Here is a 17,122-nt window from a genome sequence, read left to right as displayed (position 1 = left end):
CGGTGATTATATCGTGCTCAGTAATATCGCACACGATATAAAGGAGCGACCTCATGTCCATTCTCTACACCGCTCGCGCCAGCGCGAACAAAGGCCGTCAGGGCCGCGCCTGGTCAGATGACGATCGGCTGGATGTCCAGCTCTCCACCCCGTCTGCGCTGGGCGGTGATGACGGTCCTGGCACGAACCCTGAGCAATTATTCGCAGCGGGCTATGCCGCCTGCTTCATGAGCGCGATGGGTCTGGTGGCCCAGCAGAACAAGCTCAAGCTGCCTGAGGGCGCCAAGGTGGAGGCCGAAGTGGGCATCGGTCCGCGCGCCGAAGGCGGTTTTGGTCTGGAAGTGACGCTGATCGCGCACCTGCCGGGCGTGGATGACGCCCAGGGTCAGGACCTGCTGGAGAAGACCGAGCAGGTCTGCCCCTATTCCAACGCCACACGCGGCAATGTGAAGACCACGCTGAAGCTGGGCTAGACCGCGAGTTCGGGCAGGGCGCGTTCCGGCGCCCTACCAGCCATAGCGAACGCCGGCCCGGGCGCCCACGCGCCCGGTCTGGTCGCCATAGCCCACGCCCATATTGGCGGACAGGCGCGTATTGATGCGGGCTGTGGCGGTCACCGCCAGGGCGTTCGAGCCGTCATACAGCCCCCAATTGGCGGTCAGCGCGAAATTTTCGTCCGACTGCAGCCAGCTTGAGCCCGCCAGCGCATTGGCGATGGCGATGCCGTCAGACTGGACGGTCATCTGGCTCGACAGCGAATTGAACTGGCTGGCGAGGTCTTTCACGTCCAGCTGAAGCGCGCTGACATCCGTGCGCAATCCGGCGATGGCCGAGGCGTTCAGGTCGATATCCGTCCGATTGCTCGCAATCTGACCGCGATTGAGCACGATGTCCGACCGGTTGGCGATGATGTCGCCCTGATTCAGGGCGATGTTGGCGGTATTGGCGTCAATGTCGGACCGGTTATCGGCGATGTTGGCTGTATTGACGTCGATATCCGTACGGTTGCTGGCGATGTTGGCGGTGTTGGCGTCAATGTCGCTGCGATTGGTGGCGATGGCGCCGGTATTGGCGTCCACATCCGCCTGACTGGCGCCCCCCGTCGCGCCCAGCGCCGCCAGCTTGGCGTCCAGGGCCGCGATGGCGCTGGTATTGGCGGAGACGGAGGACTGGTTGGCGGAAATGCCTCCCGTATTGGTGGTGACGCGGGATTTGAGATCGGTAAGGTCCGATTGCAGGGCGCTGAGATCCGCATTCGTGGCGCTGCCCGACTGAAGGGCCGAGATGGCGGACGCATTCGACGCGATCTGGGTCAGGGCGTTCGGGTCATAGGCGATATTGCCCGAGGCGTCCGTTGTCAGCACGCCGGCGACCGGGCCCTGGGCGGCGCTGGAGGCGGCGCTTGTCACGGCGCTGACTGTCAGGGTCTGGGTGTTTGCGCCCAGAACGATCTGATCCGCGCGCGTGGTCACGACGCCGCTGCCCAGCGCGATCGAATTGTCGTGCAGGGCCTGCGCCTCGGCGCCCAGGGCCAGGGCATGTTCTCCGCTGGCCTCGGACAGGAAGCCGATGCCGATGGCCTCTTCCGCGCTGGCCATGGCGTCGCCGCCAATGGCGATGGCGTCGGTGTCGCTGGCCTCCGCGCCGGTTCCGTCCCCGTCATAGTCCGCGCCAATGGCGATGGAGCCATCCCCCAGAGCGGTTGCGTCCGCGCCAAGGGCGACGGAGCCGATGCCGTTCGCCCAGGCGTCATTGCCGAAGGCGGAGGCGTAGTCTTCGTCCGCAGTGGCGCTTTCGCCAAAGGCGCTGGCGTTATAGCCCGACGCCTCGGACGCCTGGCCGACAGCGGTCGCGTTCTCGGCGATCGCCCAGGCGCCCTCGCCCACTGCGGTCGTATCATCCTCGCTGGCTTCCGCATTCGTTCCGATGGCGACCGATTGCGTGCCCGTCGCCAGCGCCCCGGCGCCCATCGCCGTGGCGTCTTCCTCGCTGGCTTCGGCCAGAAAGCCGACCGCCGTCGCACCGTCATTGATGGCCGTGGCGCCGGCGCCCAGGGCTGTAGCCCCCTCGCCATTGGCGAAGGACAGCGCGCCAACCGCCGTCGCGGCCTCGTCCGTCGCTTCGGCGAGCGCGCCGAAGGCGGTTGAGCCTTCCCCGCTGGCCAGCGCGTCCACGCCCACAGCCGTAGCGCCGTTCGTTGCAGCGTCTGCGCCCGTGCCGCACTGGGTGGAGTCCGCACCGGCGCCATTGGCGCAATCGGGGCCGGCATTGGCGGCGAAGGGCGCGGATATTCCCAGCGCCTTGAACTGGATCGGACCGGTCTGCACGCTCTGGAGGGCCTGAAGCGCCTGGCTCAGCCCTTCACGGGCGTCCGGCGCCAGCGTTTCGGAGCGGTCCAGCGCAATGACAAGCCCTTCCAGCGCTTCGACAAGGGCCGGGTCGGTCAGGGTGAGGGAAGCCTGCGTCTGGCCCGGACGGTAATCAATGCCCGACGGCGCCTTGCGGGCGCTCGCCCCGGAGGTTCCCAGAGGATCGGCATGGGCGATGTCATCCAGGGCAAGCGGGCCGGCCTTGCGCAGGGCCTTGTCCTGAACCGCGAGCAGGCTGGTGATGGACTGATCCGTCAGCATGCTGGCGCTGGCCTGCACGGACAGGCCCAGGGCCAGCCCGGCGCCAACGGAAATCAGATATTTGTTCGCCAGCATGTCGCTACCCCCGTCGCCGCTGAACCAGAAGTAAACAGATTATTAAGCCAATACCGCAGGTCTGGCGAGATTGATCGGACATGTTCGCGTCCAAGCGCAGAGCTGTGATGCACGGGGGAGACGGTCCGCATTGACGCTACCGGGCGAACGTCCGATACCCTGAGGCTTCAACACGACCGAAGCTGCGGAGCACAGGCATGACCATTCACTTCCATCGCGGGGATTTGCCGGACGGGCTCGATCTGGGCAAGCGGGTCGCGATCGACACCGAAACCCAGGGCCTGTCGCTGGTGCGTGATGGATTGTGCCTGGTCCAGCTGTCGGCGGGCGATGGCGAGGCGCATATCGTGCAGCCCGACCGCGCCACCTATGACTGCCCCAATCTCAAGGCCTTGCTGGCCGATACGGGCGTTGAGAAACTCCTGCACTTCGCCCGCTTCGACCTCGCCATCATCGAGCGCGATCTGGGCGTGACCATGACGCCGGTCTTCTGCACCAAGATCGCCTCCAAGCTGGTGCGCACCTATACCGACCGCCACGGCCTGAAGGATGTCTGCCGCGAGATCGCCGGCGTGGAGCTGTCCAAGCAGCAGCAAAGCTCGGACTGGGCGGCGCAGGATCTGAGCGAGGCGCAGCTCAATTACGCCGCGTCCGACGTGCTTTACCTGCACGCCATCGCCGATGGCCTGACAGCCATGCTCGAGCGCGAGGGCCGGATGGAGATGGCGCGGGCGTGCTTTGACTTCCTGCCGTCGCGGGCGCGCCTGGATCTGATGGGCTGGGACGAGACCGACATCTTCGCCCATTCGTAAGCCTGCTTGCGCAAGGCGGCGATGACCGCCACAAAGGTCAGTCGAGAGTTCTGCTTCGGAGTCCGCCTTCATGTCTGCGGCCCTGACATTTTCAGACGGCCAGATGATCGGCCAGCGCCGCGCCAAGTCGCTGGCGACAGCCCGGGCGCGTTCACGCTTCGTGGCGGGCCTGCGTCTGGTGCTGCTGGCGGCGGGCGCGGTCGTGGCGCTCAATGCGCTGGTGCAGATCGTGCTGTCAGGCGGGCGCAGCGCCCCGTCGCCGGAAGTGGCGCTCAGCGCCACGGCGGGGGAGTCCGAGCGCATCATCAATCCACGCTTCACCGGACGGGATGAAGGCGGCACGCCCTATGTCATCACCGCCGAGACCGCCGAGCGTCGCTCGGGCGCCGAGCAGGCGCTGATCGACCTTGAAGGCCCGACGCTGGACTATGCGCTGCTCGATGACGGTGCGGACGCCTCGCGCGTGCTGGCCCGGCATGGCGTCTTTGATGAGTCCAACCTGTCCTTGCACCTTGAGACCGATGTGCGCCTGACCACGCGTTCGGGCTATGTCTTTGACACCCAGTCCGCGACCCTGTTCCTGCGCGAAGGCGTTGTGACCGGTCCTCAGCCCGTGCATGGGCTGGCGCCCTGGGGCGCCGTGCGGGCGGACCGGTTCGAGGTGCGCGAGGACGGCCAGCATATCATTCTGCAAGGGGATGTGCGGACGCGGTTCAACGCGCCGGCCTCCTCCGACACGCAACAAGACCCCAATTCTGACGCCGGCGCGGGCCGGTCAGAGGAGAACGAGCCATGATACAGCGTTTCCTGATCGCCGCCTTCGCCGCGGCGCCGCTTCTTCTGTCGGCGCCCGCGCTCGGACAGGCGCTGGGCTCCGGAGAGGGTCCGGTTGATATCAGCGCGGATGACTTTCAGGCCTTCGACGCCCAGGGCATGGGCGTTTACACTGGCGATGTGAACGTGGTGCGGGGCGATGTGCGCCTGCGCGCGGACCGGCTGGAAGCCTATTATGTCCGGCGCGGCGGCGGCAGCCCGGAACTGAACCGCATCGTGGCCGAAGGCGAGGTCTTCTACATCACGCCCAACGAGATCGCCCGGGGCGATCGCGGAACCTATGACCTGGTCAACGAGGTGATCGAGCTGACCGGATCGGTGGTGCTGACCCAGGGCTGCAATGTCTCCACGGGCGAGCATCTGCATGCCGAGCTGGCGACCGGCGTCGCCCGTCTCGAGGGCGGCCAGAACAGTTCGGGCCGGGTGCGCTCGGTCTTCTTCACCGATGACGCGGCGGCGGCGGCGCAATCGTCCCGCGACTGCCCGGCGCCCACGATCCCGGGCGAGGGTCCGCGCCCCTATGAAGCGCCTGAAGGCTGAGCCTGCGCGCTGAAAGCGCCGGACTTCACAGTTTTTTAGGCCGTCGGAGTTAAGCATGACGACCATGGAATACGAGCGGATCGACGCGCCGTCCGAGGCGTTCGCCGGGGAGGGGATTCAGGTCGAGAACCTGGGCAAGTCCTATGGCAAGCGCACGGTCGTCAAGAATGTCTCCCTGTCGCTGAAACGCGGCGAAGTGGTGGGCCTTCTGGGACCGAACGGGGCTGGCAAGACGACCTGCTTTTACATGATCACCGGCCTGGTTTCGGCCGATCACGGACGCATCATGCTCGACGGCGAGGACATCACCGGCTTTCCCATGTACCAGCGCGCTCGGCTGGGCATTGGCTATCTGCCGCAGGAAGCCTCGATCTTCCGCGGCCTGTCGGTGGGCGAGAACATCGCCGCCGTCGCCGAGATCGTCGAGCCGGACAGCAAGCGCCGTGACACGCTGGTGGACGAGCTTCTGGACGAGCTGCATATCGGCCATCTGCGTCACAGTCCGGCCATGGCCCTTTCGGGCGGCGAGCGGCGTCGGGTGGAGATCGCCCGGGCGCTGGCGGCGCAGCCGAGCTTCATGCTGCTCGATGAGCCTTTCGCCGGGATCGACCCGCTGGCGATCGCCGACATTCGCGATCTTGTGGATTATCTCAAGCAGCGCGGCATCGGCATTCTGATCACCGATCACAATGTGCGCGAGACGCTGGAGATCACCGATCGCGCCACGATCATTCATGATGGCGAAGTGCTGTTTGAAGGCGCGCCCGAGGCCGTTCGCAACGACCAGGATGTGCGCCGCTATTATCTGGGCGAACGCTTCTAACCAGGGATTTTGATGGCCGGACTGGGACACAAGCTTGAGGCCCGACAGGGTCAGGGTCTGGTGATGACCCCTCAACTGCAGCAGGCCATCAAGCTGCTGCAGTTGAACAATATCGAGCTGGCCGAGTTCGTGGAAACCGAGCTGGAGCGCAATCCGCTTCTGGAGCGCGACGAGCGCTCCGACGCGCCCGCGCTCGACGAATCCGCCCCGGCTGAACCCTCTGTAAAGGCCAAGGACAGCGGCGACGAGCTGAGCTTTGACGCGCCGGGCAAGGCCGATGAGGCCTTTGATGCCGACACGGAGGCCATGTATTCGGATTCCAAGGCCGACATGGCCGGCGCCGATACGAACACCGGCGCTGTGGACTGGTCGCGCGCCGGCTCCGGCGGCTCCTTCAATCATTCCGAATTTGACGCCGCCGACCATGCCAGCCGGGAAAAGACCCTGCATGAGCATCTGCATGACCAGCTGGCTGATCTCGCCCTGCAGCCCGCCGATCGTCTGATTGCGGCGCATCTGATCGATCTCGCGGACGAGGACGGCTATCTGCGCGCCGATCTCGGGGAGACCGCCGAGCGTCTGGGCGTGACCCGGTCCGAGGTCGAGGCCGTGCTGGCGGCGCTGCAGAAATTCGAACCCACGGGCGTCATGGCGCGCTCGCTTCAGGAATGCTTGGCGCTGCAGCTGAAGGAACGCGACCGGCTGGACCCGGCCATGGCGGCGCTGGTCGATCACCTGCCGCTTCTGGCCAAGCATGACTATGCCGGGCTCAAGGCGCTGTGCGGGGTCGATGCCGAAGACCTCGAGGACATGATCGCCGAGCTCAAGCGCCTCACCCCCAAGCCGGGCCTGGGCTTTGGCGCGGATGGCGCACGCGCGGTGGAAGCCGATGTGATGGTGCGCGAGCGCCCCGATGGCGGCTGGGCGGTGGAGCTCAACACCGACACCCTGCCGCGCGTCCTGATGAACAATCGCTATGCCGCCCAGATCAGCAAGTCGGCGCGCTCGGATGACGAGAAGGTCTTCATCAGCCAGTGCGCCCAGAACGCCTCCTGGCTCGTGAAAAGCCTCGATCAGCGCGCCCGCACGATCCTGAAGGTCGCCAGCGAGATCGTGCGTCAGCAGGACGCCTTCTTCGCCAAGGGCGTGGCCTGGCTGCGGCCGCTGAACCTCAAGACGGTCGCCGACGCTGTGGGCATGCACGAATCCACCGTCAGCCGGGTGACGTCGAACAAGTACATGGCGACCCCGCGCGGCCTGTTCGAGCTGAAATACTTCTTCACCTCGGCCATCGCCTCCGCAGACGGGGGCGAAGCCTATTCCGCCGAAGCCGTGCGCTTCCGCATCAAGGCGATGATCGAGACTGAAACCGTCGATGACGTGATGAGCGATGACAAGATCGTCGAGCGTCTGCTGGCCGATGGCGTCGATATCGCGCGGCGGACAGTGGCCAAATACCGCGAGGCGATGAACATTCCCTCCTCGGTCAAGCGCCGCCGCAAGCTCAAGGGCATGAACTGAGGCATCGCCTTGCTGCACTGCATGATGCGATTGCCCTACCCCGTGTTCACCGTGACGCACCGGTTCTGATTGACGGCCCGGCTTGGCTGCCTCTACCGTGAATGTCCGGTCTTTCTGACAGACCGGCCGCGCCCGGCGCGGGAGTGACCCTTAAGGGGTCCAACGCGCCGAAGGCGCGCTGTTGGACCCCCAGTTGAAGGGAGCTCTCATGTTTATCCAGTTCGTTTCCAAAGGCATCGACGTTTCCCCCGCTCTGCGTGAGCGCATGGAGACTCGCATCACGGACGCCGGCTCGAAATATTTCAATCGTCCGGCCGAAGCCTTTGTCGTCGCGAGCAAGGAGGGGTACGGCTTCAAGGTGGACATTTCGCTCCATCTGCCGTCCGGGGCTTTTCTTCAGGCGTCCGGCTCGGCCGAGGACGCCTATGGCGCGGCTGAGGACGCGGCGGGCCATCTCGAGAAACGATTGCGTCGCTACAAGCGCCGCCTGAAAGACCATCACGCCGATTCCAAGTCCGACCTGCCCGCCGCAGAGCCGACGCCGGTGCTGATCCTGCGCTCGGATCGTCGTCAGGACGAACTGTCGGACGAGGCGTTTGACGACGATGATGGCGGGGCTGTGGGCGGCGATGAGCCGGTGATCATCGCCGAGCAGGCGGCGGAGCTGAAAACCCTCACCGTCTCCATGGCGGTGCTGGAAATGGACCTGGCCGATGCGCCCTTCGTGCTGTTCCGCAACGCCGCAAATGGCGCCATGAATTTTGTCTATCGTCGACCGGACGGACATGTGGGCTGGATTGATCCGTCCCGAGGCGCTAAAGACGCGGCCAGCGCGGCTGCGGAGTGACCGAAACTCCCAGCCGCTGGGGCAGCCAGCAGTTGAGCGTTTCATGGCTCTGAGCACTCTCATTCCGCCAGGCGGCGTTACCGCCGAACTGGCCGCGACCAGTCGCAAGCAGGCCCTGGTGGGGCTTGCCGAACTCGCAGAACGGGCTCTGGGCGTGGCCGCACGGCCGGTCCTGGACGCCGTGATCGAGCGCGAGAAACTCGGATCGACCGGGGTGGGGGATGGCGTCGCCATTCCCCATGCCCGCACCGATCTGGTGGACCGGGTGTGCGGCGTGTTTGCGCGTCTGAAGAATCCGGTGGATTTTGACGCCATCGACGGTCAGCCCGCCGATCTGATCTTCCTGCTTCTGGCGCCGGAAGACGCCGGGGCGGATCATCTCAAGGCGCTGGCCCAGGTGTCGCGCTTCTTCCGGCGTGAGGAATTGCGCCGGGCCGTGCGTGCGGCCCCGGATGCGGATGCGGTCGCGGCCCTGCTCAACAATGGCGTGGAAAGCGACGCGGCCTGATCCCTGGCGACGGCCTGACAGACTGAATGCAATAAGCCCCGGCCTGATGGTCGGGGCTTTGTCTTGCGTCTCAGCTCATCCGCACATCGATGCGGCCGTCCGAATGGACGATGGCGCGTTTCATGCCCGGAGAATTGAACTGGGCGGTCACAGCGCCGGAGGCGTCCACCGCGATCAGCCCGCCTTCACCGCCCAGCCGCGCCACATCGCTCAGCGCGCCTTCAACCGCTTCGGCGAGCGGGCGTCCGGCGTATTTGACGCGCGCAGACACGTCGGCGGCGGCGTTGGCGCGCATGAAAAACTCGCCCTGGCCGGTGCAGCTCACGGCCACGCGCTCATCCGCCCAGGTGCCCGAGCCGATGATCGGCGTATCGCCCACCCGGCCCCAGACCTTGTTCAGCGTGCCCCCCGTAGAGGTCGCCGCCGCGAGCCGGCCCTGAAGGTCCAGTGCCACTGCGCCCACCGTGCCGGTGGGGATCGGGCGCGGATCCGGGTCGGCGGCGGATTTGTAATAGCTGTCAGGATCCTCGACCTGCGCCAGCCCGGCCTTCTCGGCGAAGGCTTCCGCGCCCTTGCCCGCCAGCAGCACGTGCGGGGTTTTTTCCATCACCGCGCGCGCGGCGCGGATGGGGGAGAGAAAGCCCGTCAGGGCGGAGACGGCGCCGGCGTTCCGGGTCGATCCGTCCATGACGGCGGCGTCCAGTTCGTATCGGCCGGCGGCGTTGGGCGCGCTGCCCTTGCCCGCCACATAAAGGCCCGACGCTTCCAGATCGACGACGGCTTCCACCACGGCGTCCAGCGCGGACTGTCCCGCCAGAAGGGCCGCGCGCGTGCGTTCCGCCAGATCGGTCAGATGGGCGATCTCGCGCTCATAGCTGCGATCGGCCAGCACGCCTGCGCCGCCGTGAAGAACCAGAACCGGTGTGGTCATGCCGTCCTCGAAGCTCGATGAATGAACTCAATTTTGCGGATGGCCTTAACACCCTTGTCGCCGGGGTGAAAGCGCGGCGTCATGCGCGTGCGAGACGCATTCCAATTTGAAGGGCGAGACGCTATGTCAGGGGGGAGACAGACGGCAGGCCCGGCCTGTCGCCTCCACGCCTTAGAACACTCATACCCAGGGGAGAGACACATGGATTTCAAAGGCATTGCAGCGGTCGTCACCGGCGGCGCATCGGGTCTGGGCGAAGGCACCGCCCGCCGTCTGGCCGCCGAAGGCGCCAAGGTCACTCTGTTTGACCTCAATGAAGAGCGCGGCGAGGCCGTGGCCAAGGAGCTGGGCGGCGTGTTCGCCAAGGTGAATGTGGCCGATCCTGAAAGCGTGAAGGCTGGTTTCGAGAAAGCCCGCGCCGCCCATGGCCAGGAGCGGGTTCTGGTGAACTGCGCCGGCATTGGCTGGGCCGAGAAGACCGCGCGTCGGTCCTCCTCTGGCGATATCGTCATGCACCAGCTCGACAAGTTCCAGCTGGTGATCAACGTCAATCTTGTGGGCAGCTTCAACTGCGCCGCCATTTCCGCCGCCGGCATGCTGACGCTCGACCCGACCGAGTCCGGTCGCGGCGTGATCATCAACACCGCGTCGGTCGCCGCTCAGGACGGTCAGATCGGCCAGGTCGCCTATTCCGCCTCCAAGGGCGGCATTTACGGCATGACCCTGCCCATGGCGCGCGATCTCGCCCGCGAAGGCGTGCGGGTGAACACCATCCTGCCGGGCTTCTTTGAAACCCCGATCTACGAGCAGATGCCGCCGGAAGTGAAAACCAATCTCGCCGCCAATCTGCAATTCCCGCAGCGCTTCGGCACCCCGGCGGAATACGCCGATCTCGTCGCCTTCATGGTGTCGAATGATTATATTAACGCCGAATGCGTCCGTCTCGACGCCGGCGCGCGCATGCCCCCGAAATGAGGGCGGTTTCAGCGCTGACACAACAAACCCCGGGGCAAGTGCTCCGGGGTTTTTTTGTCGTCGGGACGCGTGCCCGAAATTCTATTCCGCGTGAAAAATGGGGAAGACAGCCCGGCTCTGTTCGCGCATGACAGCTTCGTTTTGATCAGGATCTGGGAGCATCACATGGGGTTTGCAGCGATTTTTCTCGCCGTCTTTCTGGCCGAGCTCGGGGACAAGACGCAGATCGCCTCCGCCGCCTTCGCCGCCGGGGATCCGGGCCGCGCCTGGAAAGTCTTCGCGGCCTCCTCGCTGGCGCTCGTCTGCTCCACCGCCATCGCGGTGTTTCTCGGTCAGCTCGCCGGCGAACATCTGGCGCGCCTGCCGCTGAAACTCATCTCCGGCGTCGTTTTCATCGCGCTCGGCGCTCTGGCTGTGCTCGACCATTTCCGCACCGCCGCGGGGGCTTAAGGCCGGGCTTATCCCAGAGAGCCGGGAGCGTCGTACACTGGCGACGCTCTTTCTCAGCCTGAAACCCGAACCGTCCCCGACCGGGCCGCGTGATAGTCGTAGTCGGAGTCCTGTGATGGGACTCGCACGACTCGCACGAAAAAGCCGGACCCGAGGGCCCGGCTCTTGCGACTCGTCCGTTGGAGCGCGTCAGTTCACGGCAGGACGTTGAACGCGCGGCCCCAGATTGGCGACTACTTCGCGGGCGTTGAAGGCGTCCGGCGCATCGGGAACCGCGCCGCGTCCCAGAACGATTTCCGCCATCGCCTCATAGCGGGTGACTTCGCGGATGTTCACATCATTCCAGAACGGGTCATAGCGGCCATACCAGCCATAGGCGGGGTGGTAATAGCGATACTGCAGACCGAAGCGATCATAGGTGGACGATCCCACCAGCCTTGTGTCGCTTTCGGTGTCGCGCTGGGTCAGCCGGAAATAGTCATAGCCCTGATCGAGCGTCAGCTCGGCGGCGCGGTACAGCAGATAGGTCTCCACCGTGTCGCGATCGGTCAGGGAATTGCCGCTGAAGCTGATCCGGAAGCGGTCCGATTCCACCTGTTGCTCGGTCAGGCCGTACCGGGATTCGCCGGCCGGGGCGTAAGGCGTGGGGCCGCTGGCGCAGCTCGCCAGCACGGCGGCGAGGCTGATGACGGTAAGGGTTCTCAGCATGATCGGAGTCCTCTCATGACTTGCATCATGGTGAATATGGGGGGAAGTCCGAAGCATGGGAAGGTGGATGGCGCGAATTTAACCTTTCTCGCGCCGGACTGGCCTAGAACTGGATCAGTCGTCCCCGCAGCAGGACGAGATCCTTGTCCGCCTTCATCAGACGCTGGCCCCTGGGCGAGAGCGCGCGCCCTCGACCGGCCCTCTGCGCCGCCCTGGAGGAGGCTTCCGCCAGGCCCAGAATGTTCATCGTTCGCCGCATGGGAGCCTCCTGTCTGGTGTCTTGACAGAAGCATGCACGCGGGGATTGCGCCTGAAAAGTCCCTATCGGAGGCGACGCGCCTCGACGATCCGACCGCGCAGAACCAGAATATCAATGTTTTCAGGATCAAGAGTGCGTGCGGCTTCGATATCCTCAAGCGCGGCGTCAATGTCGCCCCCCAGAAGACGGGCCTCTGCGCGCAGGGCATAGGCTTCCGCGAAAGCCTCCTGCGCCAGGGCGGCGCTGGCGGAGATGTCCGCTCCGGCATAGTCCTCCAGCGCCAGTTGCGTCCGGCCGAACCCGAGCAGAAGGCCCGGATCCCGGGGCGCAAACTCAAGCGCGTGTTCGAAACTGATCCGGGCCTGCTCGTATTCTTCAGCGGTCAGAAACGCCTCGCCGGACTGGCCCAGCATGATCGCCCGGCTCAGATCGCTCGCCATCTCCGCACCCAGCGCCGCTTCGCGCAGGCGCAGGGCGCCCGGCGCTTCCTGACCCAGCGCGATCAGCGCCAGCGACACGCAATGCTCGGCTGGCCAGCCGCCGCCCTGGTGTCGCCAGGCTAGCGCATCCTCATAGGCGGTCTCGGCGTCGACCGGGATGGCGTTGAGGCAGGCTTCGAGCCGGGCCTGATCACTGGCGGGCGGGGTCTGGGCCAGCGCCAGAAAGACCGTGAGCAGAAGAACAGGCGCCATGACGGGTTTCCCTGTGGCTGGAATGCCGTTTAAGCCTATCGGGACAGTTCGGGAGACGTCCATGAGCGAGCGCAGCATCACCCTGTTCGGCTTCGGCTTCACCGCCCGCGCCATCGCCCGGCGCCTGAGTGAAGACGGCTGGCATGTGCGCGCGACGACGCGCTCGACCGGGCAGGTCGAAGCGATTGCGGCGCTGGGGTATGAGCCTGTCATCGCTGATCCCTCGAACGCCGCCGATCACCCAGTCTTGCAGGACGCGGCCAGAGCGTCTGACGCGCTGGTCTTCTGTGCGCCGCCGGGTCAGGACGGAGACCCCTTTGCGCCGGCGCTCTCAGCGCTCGATCTCAGCGCGCAATGGCTGGGATATCTCTCCACCACCGGGGTTTATGGCGACCGTCAGGGCGGCTGGGCGTTCGAGTATGAGGCGACGACGCCCGGGCAGGATCGCTCGATCCGGCGCGCCGAGGCGGAAGCGCACTGGCTGGAACGCGGCGCGCGGCTGTTCCGGCTGGCGGGGATTTATGGTCCGGGGCGCTCAGCCTTTGACCGGCTGGAGGCGGACAAGATCGTCTTTGACGTGCCCGGCCATGTGTTCAGTCGCATCCACGTGGACGATATCGCCCGGGCCGTGTCGCTCGCCATCGCCCGGCCTGAGGTCTCAGGCGCCTTCAATCTCTCCGATGACTGGCCGGACACCCAGCCCCATGTGATGACGGGCGCCGCGCAGATTGCAGGCCTGCCCGGCCCCCGCATCGAACCCTTCGATCCGGACAAGGCCAGTCCGATGCAGGCGAGCTTCTACGCCGAATGCCGTCGCGTCTCGAACGCCCGCGCCAAGGCGGCGCTGGGCTGGCGGCCTAATTATCCGAGCTGGCGGGAGGGGCTTCAGGCGATCTGGGATCAGCGCTAGACGCTGACATCCTCAATCATCCGGAAAAGCGCGGCCAGATCCTCCGGCGCGCTCATGCCGTGATCGCCCGCCTTGGAGAGCTCATAGCGGACATCCTTTGACGTGAGCTGTTCGAGCACCCGCAGGCCATGGCTCCAGGGCACATCCCGGTCATGCCAGCCATGCAGGATGCGCACAGGGCCCTCAAACGGGATGGGCGCATCGAGCACGCTCCAGTTCCGGCCATCCTCGATCAGGGTTTTCGTGATCGGATAGGGGGCGCCATAGGGGTTGGGACGCAGCCACTGGCCTTCGTCCTCGATCTGCTGGCGGATATGGAAGGGCAGCTGCTCCCAGATCAGCGCTTCTGTGAAGTCCGCCGCCGGGGCGACCAGCACCAGCGCCTTCACCTTTTCCGGACGCGCCAGGGCCAGCAGCAAGGCCATCCAGCCGCCCATGGACGAGCCGACGAGGATCTGCGGGCCATCGGTCTCCAGATCCAGCATGGCGAGCGCATCCTCGCGCCACTGGCTGATCGTGGCGTCTTCCCACGCCCCGTTCGAGGCGCCATGGGCGCTATAGTCAAACCGCAGATAGGCGCGCTCGGTCCGGTCCGCCCAGTCCTGAAGCGCGGTGGCCTTGGTCCCTGACATGTCCGACTTGAAGCCGCCCAGGAACATGACCCCCGGCCCTGCTCCTTCGCGGCGGTGATAGGCCAGGCCGGGCTGGTCGGGGCGGTTGAGGCGTCGGGGTTCGGTCATATGGCTCTCCCTGGCGGCGCCGTCATGGTTTACGGACCCGCCCGGTCGCGGTTATCTGAAGGGCTTGCGGGCCGTCAACCGGTTCGCCCGATCAGAAGGCGCACCCTTTGAATATCTTGCAGGTCATCCCCCAGATGCATGCGGGCGGCGCCGAGCGCACGGTGATCGAGGTGGCGCAAGCCATTGTCGAGGATGGCGGTCAGGCGATTGTCGTCTCGTGCGGCGGGCGTTTGGTCGCCGATCTCGAAGCGGTGGGCGCGCGTCATGTCACCCTTGATATGAAGACGAAGAACCCGCTGAAGATCTGGAACAACGCCGCCCGGCTGGCCCAGCTTGTCAGGGCCGAGAAGATCGACATCATCCATGCCCGTTCCCGCGCCCCGGCCTGGAGCGCGAAATGGGCGGCGCGACGCACCCACATCCCCTTCGTGACAACCTATCACGGCTTCTACAAGGCCAGGGGCAGGCTCAAGCGCTGGTACAATTCCATCATGGCGCAGGGCGATCTCGTCATCGCCAATTCCGAATTCACCGCCGCCCATGTGCGCGACGAGCACGAGATCGAGGACACGCGTCTGCGCGTCATCCCGCGCGGCGTGGATCTCGATCAGTTCGATCCGGCCAAGATCAGTCCGGACCGGATCAAGGCCCAACGCGCAAACTGGGGCGCGTCGCCGGAGCGATTGGCGATCATGCTGCCGGGACGCCTGACCCGCTGGAAGGGGCAGGGTTTGATGATCGAGGCGCTGGCCCGGCTCAGGCTTGATCCTGCGCCCCTGCTGGTCTGTCTGGGAGAGGGCGGCGACAAGCTCGACTATCAGGCTGAACTCAAGGCCGCAGCAGAACAGGCGGGCATCGATCTCGCCCTGCCTGGCCATACCACCGACATCGCCGCCGCCTATCTGGCGGCGGATCTTGTGGTGTGTCCATCGCTGGAGCCTGAAGCCTTCGGGCGTACGGCGGCGGAGGCGCAGGCCATGGGGTCGCGGGTCATCGTGGCCGACCATGGCGGCGCCCGTGAAGTCGTCCGGGATGGCGAAACCGGCTGGCGCGCCGCGCCGGGCGACCCGGACGCCTGGGGGCAGGCGGTCAAAGCCGCCTTGTCACTGAACGCCGAAGGCGCCAACACTCTGGCCCAGGCGGCGCGCAAGCGGGTGCGCACGCATTTTTCAAAGACGCAACTGCAACAAGCCACCTTGCGGGTCTATCGGGAGCTTCTAGACTAAGCCCATGTCTGAAGACGACGCTGAAAAAGAACAGATCCTGGTGATCCATGAGGGCGAGCTGACGGATGTCGTCCGCATGCTCGCGCCCGCCAAGATGATCCGCGAGCATCACCGCAAGGCGCGCATCACCCTGCTGTGCGGCGAGGAGTATGAAGGGCTGCTCAAGCACTGTCCCTACTTCAACGTGGTGGAGACCAATCTCGAGGACACCGCCAAGCGTAACTTCTTCGACCGTCTCAAGGCCGCGCGCAATTCCGGCTTTGACGTCATCTATGACCTGTGCGGAACCGAAGGCGCCAAGAAGATCGGCCGCGCGGTTCGCTTTGCACGGACGCGCTGGGTGAACGCCGCCCCGCGTCCGGATCGCGCCGGTCATCCGCTCGAGCAGATGGCGGGGCGTCTGGGAGAGGCGGGTCTGGGGCCGGCGCATTATCGTCTGGGCGAGGCGACGCCGCCGGATCTGAGCTGGATCGACTTCGTCGCCAAGCGCTCCCGCACGCTGGAGCCGGAATATTTCGGTCTTCTGGGGCGCTACGCCCTGTTCGCCCCTGCCGGCGATGATGTGCTGCCGGCGCAGCGCTGGCCCAAGGAACGCTGGGCGTCGCTGGCCCATGAGCTTCTGGAAGCGGGCGTCGAACCCGTGATCGTGGGCGGGCCGAACACGCGTGAAGTCGGGCGCTATGTGGCTCATGTCACGCCGGGCGCCCGGGATCTGACGGGACGCGCCAACCTGATCCAGCTGGCCGGCCTGGGCCGCAAGGCCGGGTGCGCCTTTGGCGAATCCGCCGGTCTGCTGCACCTGATGGCCGCCGCGGGCTCGCCTGCCGTCCTCTTTCATCCGGGGGAAAACGCGCCGCTGGACAGCGCGCCGCGCGGGCTTGCGCCCACCTTGCTGATGCACGCGCCGACCCTGGCGCAGATCAACGCCAAGGAGGCGGTTCAGGCCATGCGCTGCGCTGGAGGCTTCGCAGACGCGTCAAACGCGGCCTGAACACCTTGATTTTCGCGCCCTGATCGCGATATTCGCTACCGATCCCGCGCAAAATCGGTTAATTTGCGCACTTTACACGCAGTCGCCATGGAGAAGACGCATAGCACGACGTCCGCATGCCGCGCCCCCGCCTAAGAAAGAAGGGCCGCGCATCAACAGAGAAATCCGCGTACCGCGGGTTCTGTTAATTGATGAATCTGGGGAAAAACAAGGTGAAATGCCGATCGACGCCGCGCTGGAAGCGGCGGCCGAAGTCGGGCTTGACCTTGTAGAGGTTTCGCCGAACGCCAACCCGCCGGTCTGCAAGATCGTCGATTACGGCAAGCTCAAATACCAAGAGCAGAAGAAGAAGGCCGAAGCCCGCAAGAAACAGAAGACCCAGGACGTCAAGGAAATCAAAATGCGTCCGAACATCGACATCCACGACTACCAGGTCAAAACCAAGGCGATGACCCGGTTCTTCGAGGATGGCGACAAGGTCAAGGTCACCCTGCGCTTCCGGGGTCGCGAAATGGCGCACCAGGAACGCGGCATGGATGTGATGAAGCGCGTGAAGGAAGACTTCTCTGAAGTCGCCAAGGTCGAGCTTGAACCCAAGCTCGAGGGCCGTCAGATGATCATGGTCATGGCGCCGCGCTAGAGCGCCCTGA

The 17,122-nt window shown here is 65.5% G+C and carries 20 protein-coding genes; 14 read left to right on the top strand and 6 right to left on the bottom strand.

The features are described 5' to 3' along the window. Nucleotides 1-53: 53 nt before the first annotated feature. On the top strand, nucleotides 54-473 hold the full coding sequence (locus OA2633_RS09760) for an organic hydroperoxide resistance protein (protein WP_009802379.1): 420 nt from the start codon (nucleotides 54-56) through the stop codon (nucleotides 471-473). 33 nt (nucleotides 474-506) lie between these two features. On the opposite strand, the gene OA2633_RS09755 is transcribed toward OA2633_RS09760, so the two are convergent. After that, on the bottom strand, nucleotides 507-2,705 hold the full coding sequence (locus OA2633_RS09755; protein ID WP_009802378.1) for a YadA-like family protein: 2,199 nt from the start codon (nucleotides 2,703-2,705) through the stop codon (nucleotides 507-509). A gap of 197 nt (nucleotides 2,706-2,902) precedes the next feature. On the opposite strand from OA2633_RS09755, the gene OA2633_RS09750 reads away from it, so the two are divergent. From OA2633_RS09750 to OA2633_RS09720, 7 genes are all read left to right on the top strand, one after another. Then, complete coding sequence (locus OA2633_RS09750) at nucleotides 2,903-3,517, top strand: ribonuclease D (protein ID WP_009802377.1); 615 nt, start codon at nucleotides 2,903-2,905, stop codon at nucleotides 3,515-3,517. 70 nt (nucleotides 3,518-3,587) lie between these two features. Then, the gene (gene lptC / locus OA2633_RS09745) at nucleotides 3,588-4,313 is read left to right on the top strand and encodes an LPS export ABC transporter periplasmic protein LptC (protein ID WP_009802376.1); all 726 of its coding nucleotides are present in this window, start codon (nucleotides 3,588-3,590) and stop codon (nucleotides 4,311-4,313) included. Beyond that, complete coding sequence (locus OA2633_RS15425; protein WP_009802375.1) at nucleotides 4,310-4,891, top strand: LptA/OstA family protein; 582 nt, start codon at nucleotides 4,310-4,312, stop codon at nucleotides 4,889-4,891. The genes lptC and OA2633_RS15425 overlap by 4 nt, the downstream gene beginning before the upstream one ends. A gap of 64 nt (nucleotides 4,892-4,955) precedes the next feature. After that, complete coding sequence (gene lptB, locus OA2633_RS09735) at nucleotides 4,956-5,714, top strand: LPS export ABC transporter ATP-binding protein (RefSeq protein WP_009802374.1); 759 nt, start codon at nucleotides 4,956-4,958, stop codon at nucleotides 5,712-5,714. Nucleotides 5,715-5,726: 12 nt separating this feature from the next. Beyond that, a complete protein-coding gene (gene rpoN, locus OA2633_RS09730) occupies nucleotides 5,727-7,235 on the top strand; it encodes an RNA polymerase factor sigma-54 (protein ID WP_009802373.1) in 1,509 nt (502 codons plus the stop codon). Between the two features lie 208 nt (nucleotides 7,236-7,443). Further along, the gene (gene hpf, locus OA2633_RS09725; RefSeq protein WP_009802372.1) at nucleotides 7,444-8,082 is read left to right on the top strand and encodes a ribosome hibernation-promoting factor, HPF/YfiA family; all 639 of its coding nucleotides are present in this window, start codon (nucleotides 7,444-7,446) and stop codon (nucleotides 8,080-8,082) included. A 43-nt stretch (nucleotides 8,083-8,125) separates the two neighbouring features. Continuing rightward, nucleotides 8,126-8,590 carry a PTS sugar transporter subunit IIA gene (locus OA2633_RS09720; protein ID WP_009802371.1) on the top strand — a complete coding sequence of 155 codons (465 nt, stop codon included), beginning with the start codon at nucleotides 8,126-8,128 and terminating at the stop codon, nucleotides 8,588-8,590. Between the two features lie 70 nt (nucleotides 8,591-8,660). Here the strand turns inward: OA2633_RS09720 and OA2633_RS09715 are convergent, their stop codons facing one another. After that, nucleotides 8,661-9,521 carry an isoaspartyl peptidase/L-asparaginase family protein gene (locus OA2633_RS09715; RefSeq protein ID WP_009802370.1) on the bottom strand — a complete coding sequence of 287 codons (861 nt, stop codon included), beginning with the start codon at nucleotides 9,519-9,521 and terminating at the stop codon, nucleotides 8,661-8,663. Nucleotides 9,522-9,722: 201 nt separating this feature from the next. On the opposite strand from OA2633_RS09715, the gene OA2633_RS09710 reads away from it, so the two are divergent. Next, nucleotides 9,723-10,496 carry an SDR family NAD(P)-dependent oxidoreductase gene (locus tag OA2633_RS09710; RefSeq protein WP_009802369.1) on the top strand — a complete coding sequence of 258 codons (774 nt, stop codon included), beginning with the start codon at nucleotides 9,723-9,725 and terminating at the stop codon, nucleotides 10,494-10,496. 165 nt (nucleotides 10,497-10,661) lie between these two features. Next, nucleotides 10,662-10,946 (top strand): TMEM165/GDT1 family protein, encoded by a 285-nt coding sequence (locus tag OA2633_RS09705; RefSeq protein ID WP_040613410.1) that lies wholly within the window; start codon nucleotides 10,662-10,664, stop codon nucleotides 10,944-10,946. Between the two features lie 189 nt (nucleotides 10,947-11,135). Here the strand turns inward: OA2633_RS09705 and OA2633_RS09700 are convergent, their stop codons facing one another. The 3 genes from OA2633_RS09700 to OA2633_RS09695 form a co-directional block, all read right to left on the bottom strand. Beyond that, a complete protein-coding gene (locus OA2633_RS09700; RefSeq protein WP_009802367.1) occupies nucleotides 11,136-11,654 on the bottom strand; it encodes a hypothetical protein in 519 nt (172 codons plus the stop codon). A gap of 103 nt (nucleotides 11,655-11,757) precedes the next feature. Next, the gene (locus OA2633_RS16140; protein WP_009802366.1) at nucleotides 11,758-11,913 is read right to left on the bottom strand and encodes a hypothetical protein; all 156 of its coding nucleotides are present in this window, start codon (nucleotides 11,911-11,913) and stop codon (nucleotides 11,758-11,760) included. A 62-nt stretch (nucleotides 11,914-11,975) separates the two neighbouring features. Beyond that, nucleotides 11,976-12,605, bottom strand: coding sequence for a hypothetical protein (locus OA2633_RS09695; protein ID WP_009802365.1), 630 nt, complete (start codon nucleotides 12,603-12,605; stop codon nucleotides 11,976-11,978). Nucleotides 12,606-12,666: 61 nt separating this feature from the next. Here OA2633_RS09695 and OA2633_RS09690 point away from each other — a divergent pair, with 61 nt between their 5' ends. Further along, nucleotides 12,667-13,515 carry a hypothetical protein gene (locus OA2633_RS09690; RefSeq protein WP_009802364.1) on the top strand — a complete coding sequence of 283 codons (849 nt, stop codon included), beginning with the start codon at nucleotides 12,667-12,669 and terminating at the stop codon, nucleotides 13,513-13,515. On the opposite strand, the gene OA2633_RS09685 is transcribed toward OA2633_RS09690, so the two are convergent. Next, nucleotides 13,512-14,255 (bottom strand): carboxylesterase, encoded by a 744-nt coding sequence (locus OA2633_RS09685; RefSeq protein WP_009802363.1) that lies wholly within the window; start codon nucleotides 14,253-14,255, stop codon nucleotides 13,512-13,514. The two genes, OA2633_RS09690 and OA2633_RS09685, sit on opposite strands and share 4 nt — an antisense overlap. 107 nt (nucleotides 14,256-14,362) lie before the next feature. On the opposite strand from OA2633_RS09685, the gene OA2633_RS09680 reads away from it, so the two are divergent. From OA2633_RS09680 to infC, 3 genes are all read left to right on the top strand, one after another. Further along, entirely contained in the window at nucleotides 14,363-15,481 is a 1,119-nt protein-coding gene (locus tag OA2633_RS09680; protein ID WP_009802362.1) for a glycosyltransferase family 4 protein, read from the top strand. 4 nt (nucleotides 15,482-15,485) lie between these two features. Continuing rightward, the gene (locus OA2633_RS09675; RefSeq protein ID WP_009802361.1) at nucleotides 15,486-16,472 is read left to right on the top strand and encodes a glycosyltransferase family 9 protein; all 987 of its coding nucleotides are present in this window, start codon (nucleotides 15,486-15,488) and stop codon (nucleotides 16,470-16,472) included. Nucleotides 16,473-16,572: 100 nt separating this feature from the next. Continuing rightward, nucleotides 16,573-17,112, top strand: coding sequence for a translation initiation factor IF-3 (gene infC / locus OA2633_RS09670; RefSeq protein ID WP_040612604.1), 540 nt, complete (start codon nucleotides 16,573-16,575; stop codon nucleotides 17,110-17,112). Nucleotides 17,113-17,122: the final 10 nt, after the last annotated feature.

It is taken from the genome of Oceanicaulis sp. HTCC2633 (genome assembly GCF_000152745.1).
In the GTDB taxonomy this organism is placed as follows: Bacteria; Pseudomonadota; Alphaproteobacteria; order Caulobacterales; family Maricaulaceae; genus Oceanicaulis.
This window is presented reverse-complemented; position numbering and strand designations above follow the sequence as displayed.

Coding starts and splice junctions, on each gene's coding strand:
- OA2633_RS09760 (WP_009802379.1), top strand. CDS start 54: ATGTCCATTCTCTACACCGCTCGCGCCAGCGCGAACAAAGGCCGTCAG.
- OA2633_RS09755 (WP_009802378.1), bottom strand. CDS start 2,705: ATGCTGGCGAACAAATATCTGATTTCCGTTGGCGCCGGGCTGGCCCTG.
- OA2633_RS09750 (WP_009802377.1), top strand. CDS start 2,903: ATGACCATTCACTTCCATCGCGGGGATTTGCCGGACGGGCTCGATCTG.
- lptC (WP_009802376.1), top strand. CDS start 3,588: ATGTCTGCGGCCCTGACATTTTCAGACGGCCAGATGATCGGCCAGCGC.
- OA2633_RS15425 (WP_009802375.1), top strand. CDS start 4,310: ATGATACAGCGTTTCCTGATCGCCGCCTTCGCCGCGGCGCCGCTTCTT.
- lptB (WP_009802374.1), top strand. CDS start 4,956: ATGGAATACGAGCGGATCGACGCGCCGTCCGAGGCGTTCGCCGGGGAG.
- rpoN (WP_009802373.1), top strand. CDS start 5,727: ATGGCCGGACTGGGACACAAGCTTGAGGCCCGACAGGGTCAGGGTCTG.
- hpf (WP_009802372.1), top strand. CDS start 7,444: ATGTTTATCCAGTTCGTTTCCAAAGGCATCGACGTTTCCCCCGCTCTG.
- OA2633_RS09720 (WP_009802371.1), top strand. CDS start 8,126: ATGGCTCTGAGCACTCTCATTCCGCCAGGCGGCGTTACCGCCGAACTG.
- OA2633_RS09715 (WP_009802370.1), bottom strand. CDS start 9,521: ATGACCACACCGGTTCTGGTTCTTCACGGCGGCGCAGGCGTGCTGGCC.
- OA2633_RS09710 (WP_009802369.1), top strand. CDS start 9,723: ATGGATTTCAAAGGCATTGCAGCGGTCGTCACCGGCGGCGCATCGGGT.
- OA2633_RS09705 (WP_040613410.1), top strand. CDS start 10,662: ATGGGGTTTGCAGCGATTTTTCTCGCCGTCTTTCTGGCCGAGCTCGGG.
- OA2633_RS09700 (WP_009802367.1), bottom strand. CDS start 11,654: ATGCTGAGAACCCTTACCGTCATCAGCCTCGCCGCCGTGCTGGCGAGC.
- OA2633_RS16140 (WP_009802366.1), bottom strand. CDS start 11,913: ATGCGGCGAACGATGAACATTCTGGGCCTGGCGGAAGCCTCCTCCAGG.
- OA2633_RS09695 (WP_009802365.1), bottom strand. CDS start 12,605: ATGGCGCCTGTTCTTCTGCTCACGGTCTTTCTGGCGCTGGCCCAGACC.
- OA2633_RS09690 (WP_009802364.1), top strand. CDS start 12,667: ATGAGCGAGCGCAGCATCACCCTGTTCGGCTTCGGCTTCACCGCCCGC.
- OA2633_RS09685 (WP_009802363.1), bottom strand. CDS start 14,255: ATGACCGAACCCCGACGCCTCAACCGCCCCGACCAGCCCGGCCTGGCC.
- OA2633_RS09675 (WP_009802361.1), top strand. CDS start 15,486: ATGTCTGAAGACGACGCTGAAAAAGAACAGATCCTGGTGATCCATGAG.